At 48.6% G+C, this 24,448-nt stretch carries 22 protein-coding genes; 11 read left to right on the plus strand and 11 right to left on the minus strand.

All coding sequences use genetic code 11. The features are described from left to right. Positions 1 to 57 precede the first annotated feature (57 nt). Positions 58 to 1,029 (plus strand): lauroyl-Kdo(2)-lipid IV(A) myristoyltransferase, encoded by a 972-nt coding sequence (gene lpxM, locus A6301_RS00120; RefSeq protein ID WP_107170658.1) that lies wholly within the window; start codon positions 58 to 60, stop codon positions 1,027 to 1,029. 115 nt (positions 1,030 to 1,144) lie between these two features. On the opposite strand, the gene pyk is transcribed toward lpxM, so the two are convergent. Both pyk and A6301_RS00130 read right to left on the minus strand, forming a co-directional pair. Further along, the gene (pyk, locus tag A6301_RS00125) at positions 1,145 to 2,587 is read right to left on the minus strand and encodes a pyruvate kinase (protein ID WP_107170657.1); all 1,443 of its coding nucleotides are present in this window, start codon (positions 2,585 to 2,587) and stop codon (positions 1,145 to 1,147) included. 384 nt (positions 2,588 to 2,971) lie between these two features. Next, positions 2,972 to 3,841 carry a MurR/RpiR family transcriptional regulator gene (locus tag A6301_RS00130; RefSeq protein ID WP_010275858.1) on the minus strand — a complete coding sequence of 290 codons (870 nt, stop codon included), beginning with the start codon at positions 3,839 to 3,841 and terminating at the stop codon, positions 2,972 to 2,974. Between the two features lie 384 nt (positions 3,842 to 4,225). Between A6301_RS00130 and zwf the strand changes: the two genes are divergently transcribed. Further along, on the plus strand, positions 4,226 to 5,701 hold the full coding sequence (gene zwf / locus A6301_RS00135) for a glucose-6-phosphate dehydrogenase (protein ID WP_107170656.1): 1,476 nt from the start codon (positions 4,226 to 4,228) through the stop codon (positions 5,699 to 5,701). A gap of 166 nt (positions 5,702 to 5,867) precedes the next feature. After that, on the plus strand, positions 5,868 to 6,509 hold the full coding sequence (locus A6301_RS00140; protein WP_039489711.1) for a bifunctional 4-hydroxy-2-oxoglutarate aldolase/2-dehydro-3-deoxy-phosphogluconate aldolase: 642 nt from the start codon (positions 5,868 to 5,870) through the stop codon (positions 6,507 to 6,509). 332 nt (positions 6,510 to 6,841) lie between these two features. On the opposite strand, the gene purT is transcribed toward A6301_RS00140, so the two are convergent. Continuing rightward, on the minus strand, positions 6,842 to 8,020 hold the full coding sequence (gene purT, locus A6301_RS00145) for a formate-dependent phosphoribosylglycinamide formyltransferase (RefSeq protein ID WP_234256821.1): 1,179 nt from the start codon (positions 8,018 to 8,020) through the stop codon (positions 6,842 to 6,844). A 200-nt stretch (positions 8,021 to 8,220) separates the two neighbouring features. On the opposite strand from purT, the gene A6301_RS00150 reads away from it, so the two are divergent. Then, positions 8,221 to 10,272 (plus strand): S9 family peptidase, encoded by a 2,052-nt coding sequence (locus A6301_RS00150; protein ID WP_234256822.1) that lies wholly within the window; start codon positions 8,221 to 8,223, stop codon positions 10,270 to 10,272. Between the two features lie 354 nt (positions 10,273 to 10,626). On the opposite strand, the gene A6301_RS00155 is transcribed toward A6301_RS00150, so the two are convergent. Next, positions 10,627 to 10,857 (minus strand): DNA polymerase III subunit theta, encoded by a 231-nt coding sequence (locus tag A6301_RS00155; protein WP_014699768.1) that lies wholly within the window; start codon positions 10,855 to 10,857, stop codon positions 10,627 to 10,629. A 374-nt stretch (positions 10,858 to 11,231) separates the two neighbouring features. Here A6301_RS00155 and ftnA point away from each other — a divergent pair, with 374 nt between their 5' ends. The 4 genes from ftnA (at position 11,232) to A6301_RS00175 (ending at position 13,715) form a co-directional block, all read left to right on the plus strand. Then, complete coding sequence (gene ftnA, locus A6301_RS00160) at positions 11,232 to 11,738, plus strand: non-heme ferritin (protein ID WP_015840082.1); 507 nt, start codon at positions 11,232 to 11,234, stop codon at positions 11,736 to 11,738. Positions 11,739 to 12,019: 281 nt separating this feature from the next. Continuing rightward, positions 12,020 to 12,376, plus strand: coding sequence for a YebY family protein (locus A6301_RS00165; RefSeq protein WP_205542296.1), 357 nt, complete (start codon positions 12,020 to 12,022; stop codon positions 12,374 to 12,376). A gap of 527 nt (positions 12,377 to 12,903) precedes the next feature. After that, on the plus strand, positions 12,904 to 13,269 hold the full coding sequence (locus A6301_RS00170) for an ankyrin repeat domain-containing protein (protein WP_107170650.1): 366 nt from the start codon (positions 12,904 to 12,906) through the stop codon (positions 13,267 to 13,269). Positions 13,270 to 13,277: 8 nt separating this feature from the next. Then, the gene (locus A6301_RS00175) at positions 13,278 to 13,715 is read left to right on the plus strand and encodes a hypothetical protein (protein WP_234256823.1); all 438 of its coding nucleotides are present in this window, start codon (positions 13,278 to 13,280) and stop codon (positions 13,713 to 13,715) included. 55 nt (positions 13,716 to 13,770) lie between these two features. Here the strand turns inward: A6301_RS00175 and A6301_RS00180 are convergent, their stop codons facing one another. Beyond that, positions 13,771 to 14,364: a hypothetical protein gene (locus tag A6301_RS00180; RefSeq protein WP_234256824.1), complete on the minus strand. Its 594-nt coding sequence runs from the start codon at positions 14,362 to 14,364 to the stop codon at positions 13,771 to 13,773. A 603-nt stretch (positions 14,365 to 14,967) separates the two neighbouring features. Between A6301_RS00180 and cspA the strand changes: the two genes are divergently transcribed. Further along, complete coding sequence (cspA, locus tag A6301_RS00185) at positions 14,968 to 15,180, plus strand: RNA chaperone/antiterminator CspA (protein WP_005967874.1); 213 nt, start codon at positions 14,968 to 14,970, stop codon at positions 15,178 to 15,180. 239 nt (positions 15,181 to 15,419) lie between these two features. Here the strand turns inward: cspA and A6301_RS00190 are convergent, their stop codons facing one another. Next, the gene (locus A6301_RS00190) at positions 15,420 to 15,728 is read right to left on the minus strand and encodes an excalibur calcium-binding domain-containing protein (protein WP_234256825.1); all 309 of its coding nucleotides are present in this window, start codon (positions 15,726 to 15,728) and stop codon (positions 15,420 to 15,422) included. A gap of 430 nt (positions 15,729 to 16,158) precedes the next feature. Continuing rightward, positions 16,159 to 16,386, minus strand: a complete 228-nt coding sequence (locus A6301_RS00195; RefSeq protein WP_107170647.1) for a YdgH/BhsA/McbA-like domain containing protein — start codon at positions 16,384 to 16,386, stop codon at positions 16,159 to 16,161. 204 nt (positions 16,387 to 16,590) lie between these two features. On the opposite strand from A6301_RS00195, the gene A6301_RS00200 reads away from it, so the two are divergent. After that, positions 16,591 to 17,658, plus strand: a complete 1,068-nt coding sequence (locus A6301_RS00200; RefSeq protein ID WP_205542298.1) for a malate/lactate/ureidoglycolate dehydrogenase — start codon at positions 16,591 to 16,593, stop codon at positions 17,656 to 17,658. A gap of 37 nt (positions 17,659 to 17,695) precedes the next feature. Further along, positions 17,696 to 18,391, plus strand: a complete 696-nt coding sequence (locus tag A6301_RS00205) for an extensin family protein (RefSeq protein WP_215484279.1) — start codon at positions 17,696 to 17,698, stop codon at positions 18,389 to 18,391. A 69-nt stretch (positions 18,392 to 18,460) separates the two neighbouring features. Here the strand turns inward: A6301_RS00205 and A6301_RS00210 are convergent, their stop codons facing one another. The 4 genes from A6301_RS00210 to A6301_RS00225 all read right to left on the minus strand — a co-directional run bounded on the left by A6301_RS00210 (position 18,461) and on the right by A6301_RS00225 (position 24,446). Beyond that, positions 18,461 to 19,693, minus strand: coding sequence for a tetratricopeptide repeat protein (locus A6301_RS00210; RefSeq protein WP_234256826.1), 1,233 nt, complete (start codon positions 19,691 to 19,693; stop codon positions 18,461 to 18,463). 213 nt (positions 19,694 to 19,906) lie between these two features. Next, positions 19,907 to 20,098: a YebW family protein gene (locus A6301_RS00215; protein WP_234256827.1), complete on the minus strand. Its 192-nt coding sequence runs from the start codon at positions 20,096 to 20,098 to the stop codon at positions 19,907 to 19,909. Between the two features lie 125 nt (positions 20,099 to 20,223). Beyond that, the gene (rsmF, locus tag A6301_RS00220; RefSeq protein ID WP_234256828.1) at positions 20,224 to 21,678 is read right to left on the minus strand and encodes a 16S rRNA (cytosine(1407)-C(5))-methyltransferase RsmF; all 1,455 of its coding nucleotides are present in this window, start codon (positions 21,676 to 21,678) and stop codon (positions 20,224 to 20,226) included. Positions 21,679 to 21,803: 125 nt separating this feature from the next. Beyond that, on the minus strand, positions 21,804 to 24,446 hold the full coding sequence (locus tag A6301_RS00225) for a PqiB family protein (RefSeq protein ID WP_234256829.1): 2,643 nt from the start codon (positions 24,444 to 24,446) through the stop codon (positions 21,804 to 21,806). Positions 24,447 to 24,448 lie beyond the last annotated feature (2 nt).

The raw sequence follows: 24,448 nt of genomic DNA on the forward strand, positions 1-24,448 counted from the left end.
CTAAACGCTAAGCGACAATTATGATTGTGTTTATTGATTGATCTGAAGAGTTTAGGCATGGAAAAAGAAAAAAAATCGAACGCTGAATTTGTTCCCCAGTTTCAACGCGCCTTTTTTCATCCGCGCTATTGGGGCGTTTGGTTAGGCGTTGGTGTGATGGCACTCGCAGCCTATATTCCCGCTCGGTTAAGAAACCCGGTGCTGGGCGGGTTAGGGCGTTTTGTTGGGAGAATATCAAAAGGTGCTCGCCGCCGTGCTCGCATTAATCTGCTGTATTGCATGCCGGAATTAACGGAAGCACAGCGCGAAGCCATCATTGATGACATGTTTGCGACGGCACCTCAGTCGATGATCATGATGGTAGAAGTGGGGATTCGTAACCCGAAGAAAATAGAGAAGTATGTGCGCTGGCATGGTGAAGACATTCTTGAACGCATTAAAGCGCAAGAGAAGAACGTGATCTTTCTGGTTCCGCATGGATGGGGCGTTGATATCCCAGCGATGCTGCTGACCTCTCGCGGGCAGCGTATGGCGGCGATGTTCCACAACCAGAAAAATGCGCTGGTGGATTATTGGTGGAATCGGTTACGTCGTCGCTTCGGTGGACGCATCCATGCCCGCAACGATGGTATTAAACCATTTATTAGCTCCGTGCGCTCCGGGTGCTGGGGATATTATTTACCCGATCAGGATCACGGCCCTGAGCACAGCGAGTTTGTGGATTTCTTCGCAACCTATAAGGCAACGTTGCCTGCCGTCGGACGGCTGATGAAAGTGTGTCGCGCTGATATTGTGCCGCTGTTCCCGGTGTATAACGCCAAAGACGGTTGTCTGGATGTGTTTATTCGTCCGCCGATGGATGATTTGGCGGAAGCGGATGATGCTTACATTGCACGGCGCATGAATGAAGAAGTAGAGATTCTGGTCAGGCCGAACCCAGAACAGTACACCTGGATTCTGAAGCTGTTAAAAACCCGTAAGCCGGGAGAAATTGAACCGTATTGTCGGGATGATTTATACCGTAATTAATTGCGAGATGAATCGCGGGTAGCCGCTGATTGATAAAAAAGCCGGACGAGAAATCGTCCGGCTTTTTGCTCGAATGAACCGCCCACCACTGCGTAGCGGATCGGTCATGCAATGATTATTCCACGCGTAGAATGCGAATCGTGTTGGTTGTACCTACCGTCCCCATGATGTCGCCCTGTGTAACGATGACCAGATCCCCAGACATCAGGAAGCCTTTATCGCGCAGTCGGATCACCGCATCATTGGCCGCGGCAACGCCATCGGTGTAACTATCGAAATGTACAGGGGTGACGCCGCGATACAGTGCGGTCAGATTCAGCGTGTGCTCATGACGAGACATGGCGAAAATGGGCAGGCCGGAACTGATACGGGACATCATTAGCGCAGTGCGGCCAGATTCCGTCATGGCGATCAGCGCGGTAACCCCTTTCAGGTGGTTGGCCGCGTACATGGAAGACATCGCAATGGATTCCTCCGTGTTATCAAACTGCACGTCAAGGCGATGTTTGGAAACGTTGATGCTTGGAATTTTCTCCGCGCCTAAACACACTTTCGCCATGGCAGCGACGGTTTCAGCAGGATATTGACCCGCCGCGGTCTCTGCTGACAGCATCACTGCATCGGTGCCATCGAGTACGGCGTTGGCGACGTCCATCACCTCGGCGCGTGTTGGCATCGGATTGGTGATCATCGATTCCATCATCTGCGTAGCGGTAATAACCGCACGGTTCAACTGACGGGCGCGGCGAATCAACTTCTTCTGAATCCCCACCAGTTCTGGATCGCCAATTTCGACGCCCAGATCGCCCCTCGCGACCATCACCACGTCGGAAGCCAGAATAATGTCATCCATTGCGGCATCTGAACAAACGGCTTCTGCGCGTTCAACTTTTGATACGATCTTGGCGTTACAGCCTGCGTCACGTGCGAGTCGGCGTGCGTAGTTGAGGTCTTCACCGGTACGAGGGAAAGAGACAGCCAGATAGTCGACGCCAATTTTTGCGGCAGTAATAATGTCGGCTTTATCTTTTTCCGTCAGCGCTTCGGCAGATAAGCCGCCACCGAGTTTGTTGATACCTTTGTTGTTAGACAACGGCCCACCAACGGTGACTTCGGTATATACTTTCAGACCTTCAACCTGAAGGACTTTCAACTGTACCCGACCATCATCCAATAGCAGGATATCGCCTGGCACCACGTCGCTCGGCAAGCCTTTATAATCGATCCCGACTTTTTCTTTATCGCCTTCGCCTTTCGCTAAATTGGCATCTAGTAAGAATTTGTCGCCGACATTCAGGAAAATTTTACCTTCTTTGAAGGTAGAAACACGGATTTTTGGACCCTGTAGATCGCCAAGAATGGCAACATGGCGGCCTAATTTTGCCGCAATTTCACGAACTTTGTTGGCACGTAATTGATGGTCTTCTGCTGTGCCGTGAGAAAAATTCATGCGTACTACGTTAGCGCCCGCACTGATAATCTTTTCAAGATTATTATCACGGTCGGTAGCGGGCCCCAGGGTGGTGACAATCTTGGTTCTTCTGAGCCGTCTGGACATGTATAACTCCGTTCACTTGTGAAGCTGTCGTGTTGCGATTAAGCGTCGAATAACGGTGCAAAATGTCACTTTACAACAAAACTATTTCACCTGCGTTATTCGAACATCGTGTTGAGTCTGATTATCATACTGTACAGGTAATCCCCGTCATCTTTCCATGACCGTAGTCTCTGGTCACCTCAAGATGAAACAGGTTGATGATACCGCTCATTTCTCATTACCCGTCATACTTCAAGTTACATGTGCGTTGGCTGCGTTTAGTCACCCGAATCACTTACTTGAGTAAGCTCATCGGGACTCCCTCGCTTGCCGCCTTCCTGAAACTCGAATTATTTAGGGTATAAGGTATAACTCAAAAACAAAGCACAATCTAAAAATGACCTATCACCTGAAGGGATTGATCAATCGTTCATCTTTATCAAAGCGTGATTCGCGCAAGGCCTCTTTGACCCGTTTCAGGTTATCACGAAATTTTTCTCCGCGGCGTAAAGTAAATCCTGTCGCCAGCACATCGATCAGCGTTAACTGAGCGATACGGGACACCATCGGCATATAGACATCGGTATCTTCAGGCACATCAAGCCGCAGTGCTAGCGAGGCTTCACGCGCCAGCGGTGTGCCGTCCGAGGTAATGGCGATCACGGTTGCATCATTCTCGCGCGCTAACTGCGCCATTTCGACCAGACTCTTGGTTCTGCCAGTATGGGAGATCAACACTACGACATCGCCGTCGCTGGAATTCATGCAGCTCATGCGCTGCATAACGATGTCATCGAAATAAACGACGGGGATATTGAAGCGGAAAAATTTGTTCATCGCATCGTGTGCGACGGCGGCGGAGGCACCCAAGCCAAAGAAAGAGATTTTCTTTGCCTGCGTGAGCAAATCCACGGCGCGGTTGACGGCAGTGACATCCAGACTGGATTTCACCTGCTCTAAGCCAGCCATCGCGGATTCAAAGATTTTACTGGTGTAGGCGTCAACGCTGTCATCTTCTTCAACGTTACGGTTCACATACGGCGTACCGTTTGCCAGACTTTGCGCCAGATGTAGTTTAAAATCGGGAAAACCCTTAGTTTCAAGGCGACGACAGAAACGATTAACCGTTGGTTCACTGACGTCGGCCATTTTTGCCAAGGTCGCGATGCTGGAGTGAATGGCCGTCTGCGGAGTGCTCAGGATCACTTCAGCCACTTTTCTTTCTGATTTGCTCAAGAGTTCTAAGTGACTCTGGATTTTTTCCAGCATATTCATACGACAAGGGCCATGTAAGTTTTTTCCAATTTCAACTAAAGGTACAACTGGCATGCATTACGTGAAAAAATGCAGGTCATGAAAATATACTACGACCCTGTGGTGGTTGGCAGCGGGCAACATGCTAAGTTGGGTCCTTTTTTTGCCAGAACATGACATGTGTCTAACTTTCAGAAAAGTAATCGACTGTCAAAAACGACGAAAAATTTCGGTTTAGGGCAAATCAATAAGTGATTCCAACCACGGCACAGACCGATTTATGTGTGGTTTTCGGTCAATACCACCCGTTATTTGGCATTTTTATGATGGGTTTACTGGCTGTAGTCAAAAAGAGTACATTAGCGCTGTAATAAAATTACAGCATCCTGCAACGAGGAGATGAACATGGCGGTAACTTCAACAGCCCAAGCGTGCGATCTGGTTATTTTCGGTGCCAAGGGCGATCTGGCGCGCCGTAAATTGCTGCCTTCCCTGTACCAGTTGGAAAAAGCAGGGCACATCCATACGGACACCAAAATTATTGGAGTGGGTCGTGCGGATTGGGATAAAGCGGAGTATACCCGCGTCGTGCGCGAAGCGCTTGACACCTTTATGAAAGAAGCCATCGACGATAAGTTGTGGGAAACGCTAAGCAGTCGTTTGGATTTCTGCAATCTTGATGTGGAAGACACGAAAGCGTTCAACAAACTGGGCAAGATGCTTGACCAGAAAAATCGTACTACCATCAACTATTTTGCGATGCCGCCCAGCACATTTGGTGCGATTTGCAAAGGGTTGGGGGCCGCAGGGCTAAATAAAGACCCGGCACGTGTGGTGATGGAAAAACCGCTGGGTACCGATTTAGCGTCCTCGCGTGTGATTAACGATCAGGTCGCGGAATTCTTTAACGAATGCCAGGTTTACCGCATCGACCACTATCTGGGTAAAGAAACCGTTCTAAACCTGTTGGCGTTGCGCTTTGCCAACTCGTTGTTCTCTTCAAATTGGGACAACCGGACGATCGACCATGTACAGATTACGGTAGCGGAAGAAGTCGGGATTGAAGGGCGCTGGGGCTATTTTGACAAAGCCGGTCAGATGCGCGACATGATCCAGAATCACCTGTTACAAATTCTGACGATGATTGCGATGTCACCGCCGTCTGATTTGACGACGGATCGCATCCGTGACGAAAAAGTGAAAGTGTTGCGTTCACTGCGTCGTATTGACCGTTCCAACGTGCACGAAACGACCGTACGCGGCCAATATACTTCTGGTTTTGTTCAGGGTCATAAAGTGCCGGGCTACCTGGAAGAAGAAGGTGCGAATAAAAGTAGCAGTACGGAAACCTTTGTCTCGATTCGTGTCGACATCGACGACTGGCGCTGGTCTGGCGTGCCGTTCTACCTGCGTACGGGTAAACGTTTGCCGACAAAATGCTCAGAAGTGGTGGTGTACTTTAAAAATCCTGCGTTGAATCTGTTCCATGATTCATACCAGCAGTTACCGCAGAACAAACTGATCATTCGCTTACAGCCGGATGAAGGTGTGGAAATCCAGATTCTGAATAAAATTCCGGGATTAGAGCATAAGCACCGCCTGCAAACGGTGAAGCTGGATTTGAGTTTTTCTGAAACTTTTAATCAGCAGCATTTGGCAGATGCCTATGAGCGTCTGTTGCTTGAAACGATGCGCGGGATTCAGGCGCTGTTCGTCCGCCGTGATGAAGTTGAAGAAGCCTGGAAATGGGTGGATTCCATCATGGATGCGTGGGCGATGGACAACGATGCACCGAAGCCTTACCAGGCGGGAAGCTGGGGGCCTGTCGCATCCGTAGCGATGATCACTCGCGATGGTCGTTCCTGGAATGAGTTCGAGTAATTTTTTGATAATACGTCAGTAGCTGGAATGCCGAAGTATGCCGGCATTCCACGGTTTTAATGTATGGCTTACGGTGCGGTTGGCATCTGCGGCAACGCAGATCCCTGTGGCAGGGGCGCGCTATATAATTAATGATGCCTTCGGGCATGACTGGAGATAACTTTTGATGAAAAACTGGAAAACGAGCGCGGAACAGATTTTGACAACGGGTCCCGTTGTTCCTGTGATTGTGGTCAACAAACTGGAACACGCGGTGCCGATGGCAAAAGCGTTAGTCGCGGGCGGCGTTCGCGTTCTGGAACTGACATTGCGTACCGACTGTGCTATCGATGCGATCCGTGCGATTGCCAAAGAAGTACCTGAAGCCATTGTGGGTGCGGGTACGGTGACAAACCCTGAGCAACTGGCTGCGGTGGTTGAGGCGGGTGCGCAGTTTGCCATTAGTCCGGGATTGACCGAGCCGCTGCTGAAAGCGGCAACGGAAGGCAATATTCCGTTGATTCCAGGTATTAGTACCGTGTCTGAACTGATGTTGGGTATGGATTACGGCTTACGTGAGTTCAAATTTTTCCCAGCCGAAGCTAACGGCGGCGTGAAAGCGCTTCAGGCGATCGCGGGTCCATTTGCTCATATCCGTTTCTGCCCGACTGGTGGTATTACGCCGAATAACTACCGTGATTACCTGGCGCTGAAAAGCGTGCTGTGTGTGGGTGGTTCTTGGCTGGTGCCGAACGATGCACTGGAAAGCGGTGATTACGCACGTATTACTGAACTGGCGCGTGAAGCTGTTGCAGGCGCAAAAGCGTAAGTTTACTGGCTACTGAATGACGAAGGCCACTCACTGCGAGTGGCCTTTTTTATGACGGACATCCTTGTCCATCACCCTGCGGGCCGTCGCAAGCGACGTTAAAAAACGTTCCCTACGTTTTTTTATGACGGACATCCTTGTCCGTCAACCTTCGGGCCGTCGCAAGCGACGTTAAAAAACGTTCCCTACGTTTTTTTATGACGGATATCCTTGTCCATCACCCTGCGGGCCGTCGCAAGCGACGTTGAAAAACGTTCCCTACGTTTTTTTATGACAAGCGTTGTGTACGCCGTCAGTGACGGTTTACCCCACCTAATCAGCAACAGTAGATATTAACCGCTAACGTTTACGCTCGCCGCGACGCGCTTGGCGATTTCAACAGCATCGTCCGTCGTTTCTGCACTGGCTAGCGCAACGCCCATACGGCGTTTGCCGCTGATATCCGGTTTGCCAAACAGGCGAATTTGCGTATGAGGGAGGAGCGCGCTTTCCAGTCCCTGATAGCGTACGTTGTTGCTCTCCAGTTCAGGCAAAATCACGGCAGAAGCCGATGCGCCGTACTGACGAATCGCGCCAATTGGCAGCCCAAGGAAAGCGCGAACGTGTAGGGCAAATTCGGACAGATCCTGAGAGATCATCGTCACCATGCCGGTATCGTGTGGGCGAGGGGAGACTTCACTAAAGATGACGTCATCCCCGCAGACGAACAGTTCAACGCCGAACAGGCCATAACCGCCGAGCGCTTTTACGACATCGCTGGCCATTTTTTGCGCGCGTTTCTGTGCCAGTTCACTCATCTGTTGCGGCTGCCAGGATTCACGATAGTCACCCTCTTCTTGTCGGTGACCGATTGGTGCACAGAAATGAATGCCGTCAATTGCATGGATGGTCAGCAGGGTGATCTCAAAATCAAAATTTACCAACCCTTCAACGATGACGCGCCCGCCGCCTGCACGACCACCCTGTTGGGCGTAGTTCCACGCTTGATCTAACTGCTCAGCGGAGCGAATCAGGCTTTGCCCTTTGCCGGATGAACTCATGACTGGCTTCACAATGCAGGGGTAGCCAATTGCCTCTACTGCCTGATGAAAGCTCTCTTTGCTGTCGGCAAAACGGTAGGTGGATGTCGGCACACCGAGGGTTTCGGCAGCTAGACGACGGATGCCTTCACGGTTCATCGTCAGGCGTGTCGCTTCAGCACAGGGGACAACATGGTGGCCTTGTTTTTCCAATGCCACCAGCATATCGGTGGCGATGGCTTCAATTTCCGGCACGATATAATCAGGACGTTCTGCTTCAACCAACACTTTTAATGCGTCGCCATCCAACATATTGATGACGTGGCTGCGATGTGCAATCTGCATCGCAGGGGCATCGGCATAGCGATCGACCGCAATCACTTCGATTCCAAGGCGCTGACACTCAATCGCCACTTCTTTGCCTAATTCACCGGAGCCAAGCAGCATCACTCGTGTGGCATCCGCACGCAGGGCGGTTCCAATCGTTAACATAACCTTATACCTGATCGGGTTGTGAAAAATGGCCGCAGTATAAACGAAAACGTTTGCGTGCGCATTAAAGAGGGCGGGCTCTGGAATGTATTACGCAAAAGCGCACCAAGAGACAAGGACGTGGCTTGGCATTGCTGGGCAATCGTGCCACTCTTCTTACAGAGTGAAAATTTTATGTCAAGACAATGAGATCCGACGCGATGAAGACACCGCAAGCTGAAAAAAAGCCCCACGCGATAAGCACACATGGCGATACGCGTATCGACAATTATTACTGGCTGCGTGATGACCAGCGTACCGATCCGCAGGTGTTGTCCTACCTGGAACAGGAAAATGCCTATAGTGAAGCCATTATGGCGCCTCACGAAGCACGTAAACGGTCGCTGTATGACGAAATGGTTAAACGCATACCGTCGACGGACATGTCGGTGCCGTATGTCAGAAAAGGCTATCGCTACCAAAGTCGCTATGAGCCGGGTAAAGAGTACGCCATCTATCTGCGCCAGCTTGAGCACGCAACAGAAACGTGGGAAATGCTGTTAGATGGGAATCAACGTGCGGAGGGACATGAATTTTATAGTCTCGGCGCACTTGAGGTTAGCCCAAACAACACACTGTTGGCGCTCTCGGAGGATTTTTTATCCCGTCGGCAGTACACACTTCGTTTTCGCGATCTTAACAGCGGCGAATGGTTACCGGATGTGATCGAAAATGTGACCGCAGGTGCTGAATGGTCGGCAGATTCGACGGTGTTGTACTACGTGCGTAAACATGAACAAACGCTGTTGCCGTATCAGGTCTACCGTCACCGTCTGGGGAGCGACCCGGCACAAGATGAACTGATATATGAAGAGAAAGATGACACCTATTATGTCAGCCTGAGCAAAACGACATCAGAGCACTACATCACCATTTATCTCAGCAGCACCACAACGACTGAGGTGCTATTGCTCGACGCGACAATCCCAGAGGCTGTGCCGCAGGTATACATTCCACGCCGGAAAGATCATGAATATGGCATCGATCACTATCAGGGACGATTTTACCTACGCTCCAACCGAGAAGGAAAGAACTTCGGCCTTTACCGTTCGGATAAACCTGATGAGCAAACGCTGGAAACACTGATTGTTCCAAGTGAACACCGCGTTCTGGAAGGTTTTGAACTGTTCCGTGATTGGCTGGTGGTCGAAGAAAGGGAACGCGGTTTAACCCGATTACGTCAGATCCATTGGCATACACAGGAAGAGAAAACGATCGCTTTCAATGATGCGAGCTATGTGACGTGGCTGTCGTACAATCCTACGCCAGAAACGGCATTGATGCGATATGGTTACTCATCAATGACAACGCCCAGCACGCTGTATGAATTGAATCTGGACACGGGCGACCAGCAGTTACTTAAGCAAGCTGAGGTAAAAGATTTCTCCCCGGATAACTATCGGAGCGAGCGTTTATGGATCACCGTCAGGGACGGTGTTGATGTACCCGTTTCCCTCGTTTATCACCGCGATCACTTCAGCCCTGGTAAGAACCCGATACTGGTTTACGGTTATGGTGCCTATGGAAATAGCATGGAGCCAGATTTCAGCGTTAGCCGTCTGAGCCTGTTGGATCGAGGGTTCGTTTTTGCCTTAACGCACATTCGTGGCGGTGGTGAATTGGGTCAGCGGTGGTATGACGATGGTCGGTTGCTCAATAAGATGCATTCCTTCACGGATTTCATCGATGTGTCCCAGGCATTGATAGAAAAAGGCTATGGCGACAGAGAAAACATGTTCGCGATGGGAGGGAGTGCGGGAGGGCTCTTGATGGGCGCGGTAGTCAATATGGCACCCGATCTGTTCAAAGGGGTTGTGGCCCAGGTTCCGTTTGTTGATGTGTTGACGACAATGCTGGATGAGTCAATTCCGCTGACGACCGGAGAATATGACGAGTGGGGCGATCCGAATGAACAAACCTACTATGACTACATCAAGCAATATAGTCCTTATGACGGTGTGACCGCTCAGCGCTATCCACATTTACTGGTGACTACTGGGTTACACGACTCTCAGGTTCAGTATTGGGAACCTGCAAAGTGGGTAGCAAAATTACGGGAAGTTAAAACGGACGATCGTCTGGTGTTGTTATACACCGATATGGATGCTGGGCACGGTGGAAAATCCGGTCGCTTCAAACGCTATGATGATATCGCGCTAGAATATGCTTTCCTATTGATGGTGCTTGAAAAAGCAGAAGACGGTCACGAATAAGGGCTAGCAACTGCGGTTATGAGGGTAAACCCATTTTCGGGTTTACCCGATCGGCATGGCACATTACTTGGGCAACATCAGGACTCAGGTAATATCAGCTTGTGCTTTCTTCGCTCTTTTGTCGGCCCGTTTTTCGGCGGCCGTTTTCAATGGTTTTTTCTTACCGTTCTTTTTGCTATCCAGTCCTTTACTCATATCTTGCCTCGCTTGATAAAAGGTTAGGGTGCTATTCCATTAACCTCTTGTGCGAGCCAATATGCAAGCAGAAAATCATTTTTGCTGTGTAAGAATGTAACCCGTGGAAAGCGATGTTTTCCACGGTAAACCCGTATTGGATTGGAAGGAGGGAAATCGCTATTTAGACTTAGGCTCGTAGGGTAAACGAGAGAACTGTAACGAGCGTTGGCGATAAAACATCACACGTTCACGAAAGTAGTTACGCAGGTGCTCGGGCTGTTCTCTTTCCACAACCTCAGGAATGACTGGCATATTATAACGTTCTTTGAAGGCAACACCTGATGCTGCCAGATCTACGTTAACTTTATCCATATCCTCTTTGGACAATTCTGCCAGATTATGTCCCATATCGCTTTCTCCTGCCTATTGGCCACAGACTGATAGGTGTCACGGTAAAGTAGCGACAGAAAAATGGCAAGTGTTCACTTTGTCATGTGGATGTTTATTATTCTGATTACGGAATAGGAATCATTTTTAATACAGATTTATCGTAAGTGATATAGCTCGATATTGTAACTTTTTTGGTAATAAAAATGATTCGCAATAATACATTAAAATCGCTCTTAAGTGATAATAAATATCAATAGCAACTTTTGTAATGCATTGTTTTTTATGTTTATTGTATTAATATTTTGTTGCTGTTAATAAAGTGTTTTTTATTTTGTTTTTTCAGGCATAATGCCCTAAATAATTTCACCTGCCGGGAAAAATAGGGAGTTACTATGCTAAAAAAAGAAATGATTCAGAAGCTGAATGAGCAACTTAATCTGGAGTTTTATTCCGCGAATTTGTATTTGCAAATGAGTGCATGGTGCGGTGATAAAGGTTTTGAAGGCGCATCGAGTTTCCTGAAGACACATTCTCAGGAAGAAATGCAGCACATGCAGCGCCTGTTTGACTATCTGGATGATACGGGAAGCCTGCCTGTGCTAGGCGCGATTGCTGCACCGCCGATTGATTTTGATTCACTGGCTGACGTCTTCAAGTTGACCTATGAACACGAACAGTTGATTACAGCAAAAATTAATGAGCTGGCGCATGCGGCGATGGCTTTGCAGGATTATTCTACCTTTAATTTCCTGCAATGGTACGTGGCCGAACAGCATGAAGAAGAAAAGCTGTTCCGTTCTATTTTGGACAAATTGGCTCTGGTCAAAGCGAGTGAAGGCGGTCTATTCTTCATCGATCAGGACTTGAAAAAAATGTCTGCGGCGGCACCGTCAGCCTAATGACAATCGACGCCTCTGTCGGTTAATACGCATTTGAATAACGCGGGATAATGTTCTTTTTATCCCGCTATTTCTTTCCTCAAACGATCTTCTTGCTTATCTCTCTCAGCCGATTTTATTCTTTGCTTCGCGCTCGACTTCATCCCTCTCTGTCGCTATGATCGCGCTAGTAGTGATATACAACTTTATGTTTTATAAGGTTTGATGCTGTCTTTCTGTGATCTGGATAAGGCTGTAAAACTCACATACATCATTGTCTGAATACGCATGTCGGGAATACCATGATGAAGAAACTTTTGCTATCTATCGTGCTTACCTCACTTTCTGCGAATGCTTTTGCTGCCGCCAAACTGGCAAATATCAGCCGGCTGGAATATGGCGATCGCTGGGCTTTTACTCGCGAAGAAGTTCAACTGATTTGTCGCCCTGGCAATGCGCTGTACGCCTTACATACAGGGACGCTGATGCAATATCCGCTAAACGATATCGCCATTGAGCAGATGAAGTCCGGGCAGGTAAGTGCACAACCGATAGACGTGATTTGGCTGGACGATCCTAAGCATCCCGGACAGAAGAAAAGCCTTCAGCCATTTATCGAGCGAGCAGAACAATTATGCTTGCCAGATGGTAAGCCATGAAGTAATTGATTTACCTATTTAATGTTAACTAATTACTTCCATCTGGTTAAGATAAAGTGTGAAATCTGTTCCATTTGTGATAATTACGAACGGGGTGACGCTGGAAAACGCGGTGGAGTTGGCTACGCTTAAGGTACAAGGCTAGTGCAGCTTGTATAAATGCCAACTTTTAGCGCACGGCTCTCCCAAGAGCCATTTCCCTAGACCGAATACAGGAATCGTGTTCGGTCTTTTTTTTAAATTGTTGATTTTTAATGGTTTATTTTAGGTGGCGCGAAAATACACGAAAAACCCACGAAATTTAATATACGGCCTTTTATAGATAGGTGTATTTCTTCCCCCCGAGTATCCAGTATCCGCGAACTGGCCGTATCCGCAAGCGGCAGAAACCTGCCACTAGTGCGGTTTTTTATTAAAGCGATGCTGCTTCTACTGTGCTCGCTGTGTAAATTAACAGATAACTATTAGCAACATAACGCTGGTATCATTGGCATTCTATTTATGGATGAGTGAACACTGGAGTGTGTATGAAATCGGTTTTATCGTTTGTTGTTGCTATTTTGTTGTCCTTTTCTGCCTGCGCTTCCGATTTGACTGAAGACCAAAGATTAGCGGATTTAATTTGGTCAAAAACATCAAATAAAGAAGCGATCCAATTAATCAATAAGAATCCTGAGTTAATCAATTCAAAGACTGGCGCTGGGTTCACTCCGCTGCATTTAGCGGGAATGATTGGTAACAAAGAAATGGCTATATTTCTTCTGGAAAAAGGGGCAGATGTTAATGCTGTTAATGACAGCGGATACAGTCCTTTAGTGGTGACTATAGCTAACGGCAATCAGGATATAGCAGACATCTTGATAAAGAACGGCGGCAAGGAGCTAAGACTTTAACGTCGCAAATGAAAAACCATTTCCAGGCTCGCTTTAGCGAGCCTTTTTATTTCAAAGAGATTGACGTTAAAATGCGCAACATCATTATGTTAGTACTGGCTTTACCATTAGTATCGTTTGCTGCCATTAATGATACCAGCCAAGCTGCACATGAAATCTGCCTGACTGAGTGGAATATTACTGACAAGGCGGGATCAACGGACAGAGATGTACTGGCAATTGTTAATGAAGAGGTATCCAGTTTCAAAGAACGCGGTTTTAGCCTTTCAGATTTTGGTATTGATGAGTCGGAGTATATTGTTACATCGGCTAAGATTGCCGAATCATTCCGTCAAGATCATCGCCCTCCTAATCGACAATATGACGATGATATAAGGGGTACACTCAGAGAGTTGATGGTTCCTCGTTGTGTGACAAAGGTAAAAGAAAGCTTAACTAACCATTAGCTGTAGCGGTACGAAGAATATGCGGTCAGTTCAAACTGTAGTAGTCAACTAGCCGCTATGTTTGAGCTGGTACAGCGGTAGTACTTTGGCTAAACGATGGTTTTCTGTGCCACACGGTAATATCACTACTCGTAGCGGAAATGATGAATTCACCATTCCATGAAAATCCCGTACAACGGAAATGGTCGGAAAGCAGTTTAAGGCACCCCTCCTGATGACCTATGCATAACGCATCTTTACTTGGTGGGCACCAGATTAGGACTTCAAGGGGCCATTCTGGTGCGGCCCGTACCAATGTTTCACCATATTGATTACACATTGGCAATCCGCCGCCACATAGTCCGGCAATGGAAATATCCTCATCGGCTAGTGGACCTATGCCTTTACAGGTTAAATTGATGGGATCGTACCAGCTCCCGTATTCCTCTACGTCTCTGGCAACCTTTTCGCCAGTAATACAGTTGAACACTCCTCGTCCTGAGGAGGATATGACCAGTAACAGATGGTTTTGTCGATGAGAAAAGCCGATCTCTGTTAATCCTCCAACAGCAATCTCTACTCTGGGATGCCATGCAGTCGGGGGCGACGGAATATTGAGCAATAGCTTGATATAGTTATTCTCGTACTCTTTTTTACGCCAGCCAAACATCTAAATCCCTCTCTAGGACAGGAAATTTTTAAGTTCTCCAATGACAACAGTACCATACAAAGCTCAGATAACCGCGGATATTCAGACACCCATCACCTTTGGGTTGCTACTGTAATAGGAGCAAGTCGTACGCGATATACCCGCTACGTTAATAATCTAGAGTGTTTACTCTGGAGTGAGTGCAATGCGCTTTCAATCGGAAATAAGAGAGGCTGTTGATGTTATCGCAAATGGAAACGAACAAGAGTGTGTCGCAGAGGCTGGGGCTGGGGACAATTAGGCTATGGCAAACTAAATAAATGGTAAAAATCCTCTTGGCTGCTGATAAAACATCCGCTTATTTTCATGATTATCGCGGTTCAGCGTCTGGTGCCGTGTCTTTTAAACGCTTTTAAAATAAATGCTTGCTAAAGATTTTTATACGTGCGTTAATAGCTCGTCGGTTTGATTCGCAGACCTAAAAAGCAGTTTAGTAAAGCAGTTCTCATTTCAAAGTGTTATCCATAGATATCCCTTCTTTTGAGCCTCCTTATTGTTGCTAATTAAATTCTGTGCACAGGCCCTATTTGCCGGAAGGCGCTATAAAAAATTAAGGTAATTTCTATGTCTAACAAAATGACTGGTTTAGTAAAATGGTTTGACGCTGGTAAAGGTTTCGGTTTCATTACTCCTGACAACGGTAGCAAAGATGTATTCGTACATTTCTCTGCTATTCAGAGCAACGATTTCAAAACGCTGGACGAAGGCCAAAAGGTTGAGTTCACCATTGAAAATGGTCAGAAAGGCCCATCAGCTGGCAACGTTGTTGCGCTGTAATCAAGTTGCGCTGTAATAAGCCAAATTGAATTAATGTTTCTCTTGCGATAGCGATGATGGTTTGAACCGGAGCGGCCAAGAAAAGCACCCAAAAACCCTAGCGTAAAGCTGGGGTTTTTTGTTTATAAATCATTATGATTTTCGGCTGGTCTTCTGTACTTAGATCTCAGCGAGTGACTGAATATGAACTCATAAAGCGTGGCGGGCTATTTTAAATGCAGTGTGTATTTATGGGATAGCTAATATCTCTTTGCTCTAAGTGGCGGAAAACGTGAGTCGTTTTCGCAAGGTATTCCATCATTGTCGCCATCCATTTTGGTATCAGGACAATTTTGAATGAAAAAATATGCCTCTTCTCTAGAACTCATTTGAGAACAATATTGTCTACCATCACAGACGAAACGATTTTTCTCTTGTTTTTTATCTTCTATTTTTGTTTTTCCAGTGCTCTGGCTATTACTATCATGATGGTACTGATAAGACGATGTTGCCTGAACAGTAGAAGAGAATGCTATAGATAGCAACACAATGAGGAGTTTCTGTTTCATTGATATATACCTGAAAGAGTAATGTCGAAGAATATTATCATTGTTATTAAAGAAGGAAATCTTAATAATTATTAATCCTCCCGGTATTTTAGGGGGGGCGGTATTTTATTATCTTTCTGATACTATTGATTTTAACTCGGTAACGGAGGGGAAGGAAACTGTTGATATGTGGAGGGTTTTAATAAGTAAGTCCTTGGATTACCTAAAATAAATGATATAAATGTAGAGGCGTTCATCTCAATGTTTTTTATTCGTCTATTCTTCTCTGAAATAGAGGCTATCGAGAAAATTAATAGAACACGATGCGATGGACGAAATTCCTAGCAAGCGTGATCACCACAAGGATGATGTAAAAGGCTCCTTTGTGCAACCCCGTTGCTGAGCAAAATACGACAGAGGAGCCCTGAGGCTCCCTGACGTCTGGTATGAATTATTTATACAGAATAGCGGTCCCGTGTAACCGATCGTGACCGGTAGCAGAAACGATGCGATATGATGATGCGCCTGCCTTTTGGGCTTTTTGAGCGACCTGAGCTTCGAAAGAATCCAACGTTTTTGCACCGCTGATGGAAACGGTCGCGATTTCTTGAGCGGCAAACGCACCGAAGGACAAGGTAGAGAGTGCGATAACTGCGATAAAATTTTTGATGCTTTTCATGGTTCATTCCTTCACGGTTTATTTGATTAACTAGGCGTTTTTACTTGATGTGTTGAATGATATTCCTCCTCGATTGAAATGAATATCAGAGGGATTTGCTTTTCTTTTTCAAAAATACTGTTCTTTATTTCCTATGCCATTCATTCCGGTTCCGCAGTAGGATGAATTCTGTGAATAATCAATCAGTGGATGAAAGGAAGGGATATGCAGATTTCAGTCAATCGTCTGATGGCGACAGTGCAAGTCGTATTGCAGAAAGCAGGATGTGAAAAAAGTGAAGCCCGTATTGTCACTGAACACCTTGTGACCGCTAACTTAAAAGGGCATGACAGCCATGGCGTAGGGATGTTGCCGCACTATGTGGCGTTCATCGGAAAAGGGATTATGCACCCGAACACTCCGGCGCGTTTACTCCGTGACAGTGGAGCTGTACTGCAATTTACCGGCGATCGTGGCTTTGGTCAGCGTACGGGTAAAGAAGCGATGCAAGCGGCCATTGAGCGGGTGAAAACGACAGGCGTGTGTTTAATGACCCTGTCGTCGACCTGTCACCTAGGACGCATCGGCACCTATGGGGAAATGGCGGCGGACGCCGGGCTTGTTTCGATACACTTTGTCAATGTTAACGATCTCGACCCGATCGTGGCTCCCTGGTGTGGTAGTGAAGCGCGCTTCGGAACAAACCCGATCTGTATTGCATTCCCGCCAACAGAGCACAATGCGGCTTTTGTTCTGGATTTTGCCACCAGCGTGGTGGCGCTGGGGAAAACCCGCGTTGCGTACCTGGCAGGTAAAACGTTTGATGAAGAGGTGATGCTCGATTGCAACGGTGTTTCCACTAACGATCCGAAAGTCATGTGGGAAGGCGAAAAACACGGGGCATTGAAGCCGATTGCGAAACATAAAGGTGGCGGGTTGATTTTAGCGGCTGAAATGTTGGCGGGGCTGCTTTCCGGTGGCGGAACTATTCAGCCGGAGAATACACGTCAGGGGGCGATAGTGAATAATATGACGACGATTGTCATCGATCCCACCAGCATGGTTTCCATGGCGTGGTTGCAAAAAGAATATGATGCCATGCTGGACTACGTCCGTTCTTCAACCGCTCCCGATCCGACACAGCCTATCTTAATCGCGGGCGAGCCAGAAAAATTGTCTCAGGCGCAACGTCATGCTGACGGTATTTATCTGTCCGATCAGGAGTGGCAGAAAATCGCGGAGGCGGGAATATCACTGGGGATGAGTCCGGCCGAATTCGCATTAATAGCATAATATTGTTCAGGAGAAGAAAATAACCGGGGCAATGCTGATGCGGAGATGGTTGATATTTGCTGTGATGCTGGGGGCGCTAATTGCCTTGTCGCCCTGGATTCAACGCCAGCTTCCACCCGGTTACGATCCCTTTTCTCCGCTGTCTGTCGATGACCCGCCCACGTTTATTACCCGATTGAAAATGAAGTCTGTCGCCAGCGACCCTGATGCCTGTTTGGCGGTGTTAAAGCAGGCACAGGAAAACGGACGGCTGAGATTCGCCGAGGCCAATGACATCAGTGGGCAATGTCCGGTAATGTCTCCCGTTCGGGTTCAACGTTTTGGTGCGGTCACGCTGAGTTCCAGTTTTCTCGCCAGTTGTCCATTGGCGTTGAGTAGCACCATGTTTGTGACGCAGGTTGCGGTGCCGCAGGCGCAAGCTCTTGGCACATCGTTGGCGCGTATCGACCATATGGGCAGCTACGCCTGCCGCAATGTGTATCACAGGCCAGAAGGGCGTTTGAGTGAACATGCAACGGCAGATGCGTGGGATGTCGCCGCTTTTCGGTTCTCTGATGGTCGACAGGTTAGCGTCCTGAGTCAGTGGCCGGCCATGGATGAACGCGGCAGTTATTTGCGTACTACATTCAGGGAAAGTTGCCATTTTTTCGGTAATGCTCTGGGGCCGGAATATAATGCCGCACATGCTAATCACTTTCACTTTGGTATGCGCGGTTTTGGCGTATGTCGATAAAAAGGTGGCGTTGAAAACGAGGTGAGGGCGGTAGTGTCACCGCCCTGATCGATATGTAGTGATGAGTCGTTAGGAAATCACGGGGTCAGGTATTGAGAATTTTTTTCTAAACTCGGTGAGTTTATTATGTGACTCCAGTAGTTCTTCAGGCTTCATTTTCAAAGTAAGAGTCATAACTGGCTGGTATGCTTCATTTTTTCCGTTTGCCAATGCAATAGAAAGCCAGGTGTGGGCTAACGTATTATCTTGAGGAACACCTTTTCCCTCATAATACATCAGACCCAGATTATATTGTGCATCCGGTAGATTTTGTTCGGCAGCTTTGGTGTACCACGCTACGGCTTGGGCGTGATCTTTCTTAACGCCGTTACCATTGTTATAAGCGAGACCCAGATTGTATTGCGCATGGACTTGGCCTTGTTCAGCGGCTTTTTGATACCAGGCTATTGCTTGGGTACGATCTCGCGCAATACCTTTTCCGGTATCATATAAATACCCCAAATCTGTTTGTGCATCAGCATCCCCTTGCTTTGCTGCCTTGGTATACCATATCAGGGCTTGAGCATAATCTTGTGGAACACCTTTTCCAGATTCATACAATAAACCCAAATTGGTTTGTGCGCGGACATTTCCCTTTTCTGCCGCTTTGGTATACCAGGCAAGGGCTTTGGCATAATCTTGCTGAACACCGTTCCCTGTTTCATATAAATAAGCCAGATTGGTTTGTGCGCGGGCATTCCCTTTTTCCGCCGCTTTGGTGTACAAGGCAAGGGCTTTGGCATAATCTTGCTGAACGCCGTTACCCTTATCATACAAATAAGCCAGATTGGTTTGTGCGTAGGTACTTCCCTGTTCCGCCGCTTTGGTATACCAGATCAGAGCTTGGGCATAATCTTGCTGAACACCTTCACCGGTATCATATAAATCTGCCAGATTGGTTTGCGCCCATGCATAACCTTGTTCGGCGGCTTTGGTGTACCAGACAACCGCTTGAGCATAATCTTGTTGGACGCTTTCTCCGTTAGCAAACATATAACCCAGGCTGTATTGGGCTTCAGGATTGTTTTGCGCGGCGGCTTTTTGATACCAGCTGATTGCCTGCTGATAATCTTGTTTTACGCCAGAGCCATCGTAATACATATCGCCTAATGCGTTCTGCGCTTCGGCATCATTTTGATTGGCTACGGTTTGTACTTCATCGAATGTTTTGTTGTCAAATTTGCTCGAAAACGCAGGTGTGGTGTAGAAGGCGCATATGAGCGTCGCTGACAAGAATAATGAAGGTATTGATAACAATGTCATGTGTAATCCGTCACGTGAGAGTTATTAAAGTAGGTATCCTGATTGATAAGCAACGCCGCATGATTTCCCTGGTTGGGCATGCGGAGCGGGGAGAATACTGAACCTAAACACTAAGATAATCAAATAACTGACAGGATTTAGGCGCAATTATAGGAATTGATAATCAGATGAAGGATTGGCCGCGTGTGCCGATGAGAATACGCAGAGAGAGGATTAGAAATCAGCGTACTCTTGGGCAGGAACCCAGAAGCCATCAATATACTCTTCAATGGGGAAGCAGCCAGCCCGACGCAGACGCTGTTCGTCCATCGCTTGTAGACACTGCGCGTCGGTGTTGTAGGCACCGACGACCAAATCGTCACAGCCATGCCCGAGATAACAAACGAATATCACTAACGCAAACATGTCGCTCTCCAGATATTACTGAGTTTCTCTATCTGTCAGGGTAATTGTAGATGAGAATCAGTAAGAAAAGGGCGGATGAGCGGTTCATCAGGTGGTTTTATCGCCACCTGATGCAGAAAGCGCATTTATTCATTAGCAAGAGGCTGTGCGGAAGAAGCACCATCCCGAACTAAATCGCGCGGTAGGCTGTTTTTTATCCGGCTGCTGATGCGTTTTGCCAGGCCAACGGGCGTATTCTGATAAGTTAAAATCAGCTCATCCGCAGTAGGAAGCGGGTCTGGGTAGCTGTCTTTACCCTGAAACCACTCGCAGGCGATGCGGTCGTTCAGCGCGTAGGCATTGTCCGCACTTGGATCGGCCAATGCCACAACCGCTTCATGCTGCCAGCGGAAGCCTTTGGGGAAGCGTTCGGCGAGCTTAATGCCAATGCGTGAGAATTTGATATTGCCAAAAGCGGAGGCAAGTGCCGTAGGAAAAAGCCAAATCTCGCTATCACGCTGCCATAGTTGAAGTTGCTCCTCATCCCAGTGAATACCCTGTTTACGCGCGGCCTCTGTAAGTAACACACGATCTTTGTGTGTGACGGGAGAGAACGGGAATTTGCCGACTTTATAACTCGGACGTGGCAGTGGTGGTACGCTAGCAGTTTTACGTAAACGGGCAACAAAGAAGCCTTCACTGTCATAAATCTGCGGGAAGACGTGCAGGAAGCCTTCTTCCGTTGTCGCGCGTTTGGCGTCGGTGAAGAGATCGTCTAATGACTCAAACTCGCAGGCATCAGGGAATTGTGCCTGTAACCAATGACAAACCTGCTGGTTTTCCTGCCGATTCAGCGTACAAGTGGAATAAATCATCACGCCGCCGGGCTTTAGGGCATGGAACGCACTCAGAATCAGGTCGCGCTGCGTAGCCGCAATGTCGAGAATACTCTCTTGCGACCAGTGGCTCATCGCCGCCGGATCTTTACGCACCACGCCTTCACCTGAACACGGGGCATCCAGCAGTATCGCATCAAAATATTCCGGCAGCGCCGCGCCGAAAACACGCCCATCGAAGTGCGTAATCGCGGTATTGCTGACGCCGCAACGGCTGATGTTAGCATGTAGCACTTTTACCCGGCTTGCCGAGTATTCGTTGGCAACAATGGCGCCTTCGTTATTCAGTCGTGCTGCGATCTGCGTCGTCTTGGAACCCGGCGCAGCGGCCACATCCAAAAGCGTCCCCAATGCATCATTACGATGAAACAGGGCGCTGACGGGCAGCATGGAGCTGGCTTCCTGAATGTAGAAGAGTCCGCTCAGGTGCTCCAATGTATTGCCGAGCCGCGTGTTTTCCTCTTCCGCATTCAGCAGCCAGAAACCTTCCTGACACCAGGGAATCGGCTCAAGCTGCCAGCCATAAGGTTGCACGAGCTGTAGAAAGGCATCAACGCTGATTTTTAACGTATTGACGCGGATGCTCCGGCGCAGCGGACGCTGGCAGGCGGCAACGAAATCCTCCATCGAAAGCGATGAAGGCATAATGTCCCGCATTGTGTCGAGAAATTCAGCAGGCAGATTGGCTGGGGTAAATTTTGCCACGACGTGGTTCCGTACCGGTTATTCAGTAAAACGAGGGGAAAGAAGTGGCGAAGTGTAACACGGATCTTGCATCGATAGCGTGAAAACGACAGGGCGACTATCGCCGCCCTGTTAGGTGCTGAACGTTAATTATCCGGGGGAGTTGGGATCGCCGTACCCCATTGCCGCCACTCTTTAGGTTCTTCGTTTCTCAGCAAGAAATGCTTCCCTTCCTGAGCCTTCGGCGCGAGTGGTGTGCTAGGCGGCGTGGCGAAAGCGATGCCGCCGCGAATAAACTGCTGGAAGGTTCCACTCTTAATAACGCCGCCAACCAGTCCGAATTCCAGATTGTAGCCAGAAGCTTGCCAGAAGACGGAATTATCGCGTACCAGATGTTGATAGCGTTTACTGATGCGCAGCGAAACGGCGATGCGATCCGACAAAGTGCCTAGCGACAGCCCAGTGACGGTACCGACTTCAATACCGCGGAACAGAACCGGCGTACCAACCTGCAATGCGCCGGCTTCCGGTGCATCAACGCTGATATTCAAGCCGTCCTGATAGCGTGAATCAGAGATAGTCGCCTGCTGAAGCTCAAAATTACGCGTTACGCTGCCATTGCCCGGTTCGACGTTAATATAAGGTTGGAATAGCGTCTCCAGATGATTTACACCCGCAGCAGAAATTTCCGGCGTGACGACGGAAAAGCGCGTTCCAGAACGGGCGAAATTACGCACGTATTCAGGGTAGAGCACCGCCTGCACCAATACGTCGTTGCGTTGTTCGGACAGCTTCAGCGAATCCAACTGGCCGATATCGATGCCCAGATAGCGGATCGGCATACCCGGTGCGAGTTTACTGGCGTCGTAGGTGCGCAGAATGATGCGGCTGCCCACGGCGCGCGCCGCCGTTTCGTTGTTGTACAGGATGCGTTTTCCGCCTTTGATTTCCGGCGCGCCTTCCAGATTATCAAAGCTGATCGCTCCCTTAAGCGCCCGATTCAGCGGGGAAGCTTGCACGGTCAGACCCGAGGTATTCAACTGCACACGGGCTCCACCTTCAGCCCAAAATACGCTGTTTTCTGTCAACAGTTTGCGATGTTCTGGACGGATATAAACCTCGACTTCAAAGGTATCCGCCTTGGGTCGCACCCGCATGATTTCACCTACCTGGAATTTACGATACAGCACGATAGAGCCGTCCTGAATATCCGGTAGACTGTCGGTTACCAGGGTGAGGGTAGGCGAGGGGGTGGCACCGCGAATACCTTCTTCGGCTTTTTCGAGATCGCTGAACAGCGGGTAACGTGCCTGAATCTCTCCCTTACTACCGGGTAAAACCTGAATGCCGCCGCTGACCCACTCTTGTGCACTGGCACCCAACACTTGAATCCCATCCAACCCCATCTTCACATTCACGCGACTGTTAACGATGAATTTGCTGTCGCGGTGCAATAGCTGGCGATAACGTGGCTCGATCACCAGAATGAAGCTGACGCCTTGTTCATCCAGTGTGCGTTTCACGACCTGACCAATTTGTACGCCGTGCAGTAGCACGGGTTGACCGCTATCAATACCATAGCTTTGTGCGGCGGTGAGCTGAATAGAAAGTGCTCCGGGCTGGGCGAGCTGCTGCTGCCCACTATCCAATACAGTAAAATGCTGGCGCGGTTCGCCTTCGCCGGGGAGTAATGTCAGCGTGGGACCGCTTAGCAGGCGTGACACATTCAGGTCGCTGAGCGAAAATTGGGGTTTGCTGAGTTCAATACGTGTACCTTCGCGCATCAACGACACCACGGAAGGATCGATGATCAGCTCCCCGCTGACCTTGCCGTCGTCCGGGTTTAAGAGAATTTTGTTCAACGTGCCGACTTCCAACCCTTGGTACATCAGAGGGGTTCGGCCTTCGGATAAGCTGTCACCGGAGGGTAAATCTAGCGTGATTTTCACACCACGTTGACTCTGCGCCAGATCGGGATAGAGGCGATAGGATTGCTCGGCGCCTGCATCCTCGCTCTCTTCTGGCGAATCGAAGGCAATTGCCCCGTTGACCAGCGCCGCCAGATTCTCCATCTCAATTTTTGCGCCGCTGACGCTGATGTCGGCATTAAAGCCGGATACATTCCAGAAACGGCTATTCTTTTTCACCAGATGGGTGAAACGGCGTTCAATCAGGACGTCAATCATCACGCCGCGACGATCCTGAGAAACGGTATAATCGTAAACTTTCCCCACCGGAATTTTACGGTAGTAAACCAGCGAGCCGGTATTCAACGATCCGAGATCGTCAGCGTGAAGATGAATCAGCAATTCTCCGGTGTTAACGCGGTATTTGGGCTGGGTATCCAGCGCAGAAAAGTGTTCTTGCGCCTCGCCGGAACCGGGCATCATGCCGATGTAGTTACCGCCCACCAGCGCATCTAGTCCCGAAACCCCGGCGAGAGAGGCCTTGGGGGTGACCAACCAGAATTGCGTACCGCTGCGCAACGCTTCCTTCATATCGCTTTTGATGCTGGCTTCGACCTGTATGGTGCGCAGGTCTTCGCTCAGCTTGATATTTTGTACGGTACCGACTTCGACACCTTGATAGCGCACAGGCGTACGTCCGGCGACAATCCCGTCGGCAGAGACGAAATCAATGGTAACCGTCGCGCCGCGCTCCTGCTGATTGGTGTAAATCAGCCAACCGGCAATCATCAGCGCAATCAACGGCAGCAGCCAAAATGGCGACAGACGGCGCTTGTTTTTCACGGTAGCTTCGGTTGGTGTCCCAGGCGTATTATCTTGCATTG

Source organism: Pectobacterium sp. IFB5596 (genome assembly GCF_021432585.1).
Classification (GTDB): Bacteria; Pseudomonadota; Gammaproteobacteria; order Enterobacterales; family Enterobacteriaceae; genus Pectobacterium; species Pectobacterium punjabense.

Excerpts from the sequence above, each read along its gene's own strand:
- A6301_RS00130 (WP_010275858.1), bottom strand. The coding sequence starts at position 3,841 with ATGAATATGCTGGAAAAAATCCAGAGTCACTTAGAACTCTTGAGCAAA.
- A6301_RS00155 (WP_014699768.1), bottom strand. The coding sequence starts at position 10,857 with ATGGGACATAATCTGGCAGAATTGTCCAAAGAGGATATGGATAAAGTT.
- cspA (WP_005967874.1), top strand. The coding sequence starts at position 14,968 with ATGTCTAACAAAATGACTGGTTTAGTAAAATGGTTTGACGCTGGTAAA.
- A6301_RS00195 (WP_107170647.1), bottom strand. The coding sequence starts at position 16,386 with ATGAAAAGCATCAAAAATTTTATCGCAGTTATCGCACTCTCTACCTTG.
- purT (WP_234256821.1), bottom strand. The coding sequence starts at position 8,020 with ATGTTAACGATTGGAACCGCCCTGCGTGCGGATGCCACACGAGTGATG.
- A6301_RS00200 (WP_205542298.1), top strand. The coding sequence starts at position 16,591 with ATGCAGATTTCAGTCAATCGTCTGATGGCGACAGTGCAAGTCGTATTG.
- pyk (WP_107170657.1), bottom strand. The coding sequence starts at position 2,587 with ATGTCCAGACGGCTCAGAAGAACCAAGATTGTCACCACCCTGGGGCCC.
- lpxM (WP_107170658.1), top strand. The coding sequence starts at position 58 with ATGGAAAAAGAAAAAAAATCGAACGCTGAATTTGTTCCCCAGTTTCAA.
- A6301_RS00225 (WP_234256829.1), bottom strand. The coding sequence starts at position 24,446 with ATGCAAGATAATACGCCTGGGACACCAACCGAAGCTACCGTGAAAAAC.
- A6301_RS00175 (WP_234256823.1), top strand. The coding sequence starts at position 13,278 with ATGAAAAACCATTTCCAGGCTCGCTTTAGCGAGCCTTTTTATTTCAAA.
- A6301_RS00170 (WP_107170650.1), top strand. The coding sequence starts at position 12,904 with ATGAAATCGGTTTTATCGTTTGTTGTTGCTATTTTGTTGTCCTTTTCT.
- A6301_RS00190 (WP_234256825.1), bottom strand. The coding sequence starts at position 15,728 with ATGAAACAGAAACTCCTCATTGTGTTGCTATCTATAGCATTCTCTTCT.
- A6301_RS00140 (WP_039489711.1), top strand. The coding sequence starts at position 5,868 with ATGAAAAACTGGAAAACGAGCGCGGAACAGATTTTGACAACGGGTCCC.
- A6301_RS00210 (WP_234256826.1), bottom strand. The coding sequence starts at position 19,693 with ATGACATTGTTATCAATACCTTCATTATTCTTGTCAGCGACGCTCATA.
- A6301_RS00180 (WP_234256824.1), bottom strand. The coding sequence starts at position 14,364 with ATGTTTGGCTGGCGTAAAAAAGAGTACGAGAATAACTATATCAAGCTA.
- A6301_RS00215 (WP_234256827.1), bottom strand. The coding sequence starts at position 20,098 with ATGTTTGCGTTAGTGATATTCGTTTGTTATCTCGGGCATGGCTGTGAC.
- zwf (WP_107170656.1), top strand. The coding sequence starts at position 4,226 with ATGGCGGTAACTTCAACAGCCCAAGCGTGCGATCTGGTTATTTTCGGT.
- ftnA (WP_015840082.1), top strand. The coding sequence starts at position 11,232 with ATGCTAAAAAAAGAAATGATTCAGAAGCTGAATGAGCAACTTAATCTG.
- A6301_RS00150 (WP_234256822.1), top strand. The coding sequence starts at position 8,221 with ATGAAGACACCGCAAGCTGAAAAAAAGCCCCACGCGATAAGCACACAT.
- A6301_RS00165 (WP_205542296.1), top strand. The coding sequence starts at position 12,020 with ATGATGAAGAAACTTTTGCTATCTATCGTGCTTACCTCACTTTCTGCG.
- A6301_RS00205 (WP_215484279.1), top strand. The coding sequence starts at position 17,696 with ATGCGGAGATGGTTGATATTTGCTGTGATGCTGGGGGCGCTAATTGCC.